Source organism: Pseudomonas sp. BAV 4579 (assembly GCF_009765395.1).
In the GTDB taxonomy this organism is placed as follows: domain Bacteria; phylum Pseudomonadota; class Gammaproteobacteria; order Pseudomonadales; family Pseudomonadaceae; genus Chryseomonas; species Chryseomonas aestiva.
Genome location: NZ_WHOV01000140.1, coordinates 1 through 2824, shown reverse-complemented (window position 1 = coordinate 2824; position 2824 = coordinate 1). Strand labels below are relative to the sequence as shown.

Sequence of the window (2824 nt, the reverse complement as noted above, 5' to 3'; positions counted from 1 at the left end):
TTCACCTTGACCCCAATCCTGCACATCGCCGCCGCCATCCTCCTGAACGACCGCCAGCAGGTGCTGCTGGTGCGCAAGCGGGGCACCGCCGCCTTCATGCAACCGGGCGGCAAGGTGGATCCGGGGGAGCAACCGCTGGCCGCCTTGATCCGCGAACTACAGGAAGAACTTGGCCTGGTCATCACCGCAGAGGCTGCGACCTTTCTCGGCAACTACCAGGCGCCGGCCGCCAATGAACCCGGTTTCAGGGTCGATTGCGCGCTGTATCAGGTAGCCATGGGTGCGGGAGACCAGGCGGTGCCTGCCGCCGAAATAGAAGAGGCGGTATGGGTAGCCGTAGACGAACCCGGCGATCTGCCGCTGGCACCCCTGACCCGCGACGTGATCCTTCCACTGCTGGGGAGGCAACTGCACCCTTAGCACGCGGCCTTGCACCCTTGGTCACGGATTTCAGTTTTGCCATGCCAGGGCGGGCCAGGCCGCCTGAAGCATCGGGCGGCCTGGCGCCGGCCAGCGTCAGACCTTGGGCAAGGGCTGCCACCCACCGGCCGTACGCACCTCGAGGCAAGCCGGCAGGCCATCCAGACGCAGCAGGTGCAACCAGCCGTTGCGCACCAGATCGCGCACTACGGCATGGTTGGCGATCACCTGATCGATCATCGCGCGCGGCGCCTCGATCACCACGTGCAGCCGTAGCGGACGATGCATCCACCGCTGGCCGTCGTGCAGCGACTGGCGCGCCAGACCGATGCGCAGGTCGCCGCCGTTGCCTTCGAACACGCCGATATGGCCGCCCACCACGTTGTGCAGCAACTTGTTGCCGCTGCCAAAACGCAGGTTGTCGGTGGTCGAGGTGAAGTACTGCAGATTGATCCAGTGCGCCACCACCGTGGGCGCCGTCATGATCAGCTCCAGCACCCTGCCCTCCTGGTCTTGCCGCCAGTCGTAGTCGTGCAGGAAGACGCGGCCCTCCAGGTCCACCGCGCGGGTGCGCGCCCGCGGCGCGGCGATGAAGGCGGCATTGCCGGCGAGGCCCCATTCCGGCCGGGTCTGCGCCCAGTCCCGAGCGCGCCGGCGCAGCTGCCCGAGCAGTCTGTCCGGTTGTTCCGGCAGCGGTGCCAGGCCCAGTTTGCCAGCCCGCTGCCGCCGCACCTCGGCGCTGGCGCTGTCCAGCGCCAGCCGCAGGCGCTGCCAGCTGGGCTGGAGCTCTGCGGGAAGCCCCTCGTACCCGAAGACCTGCACCTCATCCGTCGTGGTGTTGTGCAGCCCGGCCAGCACCTGGCAGTGCGGCGGCAGGTCGAGGCCGCGCACCCGCAGCCCGTCACGCACCTCGGGTTCGTTGAGCAGGCCGGCCAGTAGCCGCGCATTGATCTCGCCGCTCTGGCCACAGCAGGCACCGCAGTCCAGACCCGCTGCCTGAGGATTATTGGCGCTCTGGCTGCCGTGGCCGAGCAGCACCAACAGGGACGGCACCGGCCCGTTGAGCCCCATGGCCTTGAGAATGCGCTCGGCCAGGTCGACCTGCTGCAGCCGGGACATCGCCGGTAGCTGTGGTTGCAGCTGTTGCCGTTCCTGACGGCGCCAGGCGCTGAGTTCGGTCGAAGGCGCGCCACCGGCCAGGCCACAGGTCCGTCCCAGCAGCGCCCCGGCGTAGCCCAGCCCGACGCTTTCCACCAGGGTGAAGGTCGAGGCCGGCAGCCGCTCGAACAGCCGCCAGCGGCCCTGCCGTGCCAGGCGCCCCTGACGCAGCTGTGCCAGCTGGCGATCCCGCGTGGCGTCGCCACTGCCCTCGCTGACCTGCAGTTGCGGCGCGAGCAGGCCCGGCAACTGCGGGCGCGTGGCACCGGTACCCAGCGGCGTATAGGCGATGGGCAGCCCGAAGAAGCCGGCGAAACCGCCGGTTTCCAGTGCCGGACACGTTTGCTCCAGGGCGCGCCTGAGGGGCTCGGAACGTACGTCGATACAGAAGAACAGCTTGGCCAGCGGCACCGGTGGCAAGGCTGCCGGGATGCTCTGGCACAGCGCCTGCTGCAGGTGTTCCTGCCAGGCCAGCTCGTCGGCGCGCTGCCAGAGCTGCAGGGCCTGCCAGTTGGCCGAAGGCATCCGCTGCAAGCCCTCCTCCCAGGCCGCCCGCCAACTGTGCCAGCGGCTCTCGGCATCGCGCCGGCGATCATCCACCAGCCATTCCCAGGCCGCGCGGATGGCCAGCAGCTCCAGCACCGTCTGGTCGTCCTCGCCCTGCAGCCGGGCCTGCCAGCGCCGATAGGCGCACCAGGAGGCCCAACCCAAATTGCGCAGCAGCAGGCAGTCGAACCAGGCCGCCCAGTCTGGCGCTGGCAGTCCCAGGTGTTCGACCGCCGCCTCCAGGGCCGCTTCGGGTTGCGCCGGCAACGCTGCGATCCGCTGATGCAGATCCCGGCAGCCACTGAGGACGCTCAGGCCCCGGTCGGCCAGCAAGCTGGCGCGCCAGGTCTGATAGAGCCCGCCACCCTCTGCCGGACGCCAATCCGCCTGCTCGTGATCGAACCAGGCCGCGCAGCTCTGCCCGATCTAGTGGGTGATCAGCGCCGGCCAGCCCGGGAGCGGGATCCCCGGCTCGGCCAGGTCTTCCAGCAGCGGCAGACCGTGGCCGACCTCAGCGGGGGCGTCCAGTACCTCCAGCAGCCTCAGCGGCTTGCAGGATTCCCCCTGCTCGGCCAGCGCCTGCTGCAGATGGCGCTCGGCGATGCGGCCGTCCTGCCAGGCCTGGCGATAGTCGGCGGCGTCCAGGGTCAGGCGGCTGCCGGCGCGCTGCCAGAGCTGCGCGGCCACGCTCTGCCAGGCC

2 protein-coding genes and 1 pseudogene are annotated in these 2824 nt (G+C 69.9%); 1 reads left to right on the top strand and 2 read right to left on the bottom strand.

Annotated features, from left to right (window positions below; translation table 11 throughout):
• The first annotated feature begins 6 nt into the window (after positions 1–6).
• Positions 7–420 (top strand): NUDIX domain-containing protein, encoded by a 414-nt coding sequence (locus GSQ95_RS22005; RefSeq protein WP_158890558.1) that lies wholly within the window; start codon positions 7–9, stop codon positions 418–420.
• 96 nt (positions 421–516) lie between these two features.
• Here GSQ95_RS22005 and GSQ95_RS22000 read toward each other — a convergent pair whose 3' ends face one another.
• A complete protein-coding gene (locus GSQ95_RS22000; protein WP_256664685.1) occupies positions 517–2550 on the bottom strand; it encodes a YbcC family protein in 2034 nt (677 codons plus the stop codon).
• Positions 2551–2824, bottom strand: a pseudogene (locus GSQ95_RS26670) (DUF2309 domain-containing protein); the annotation flags it as partial.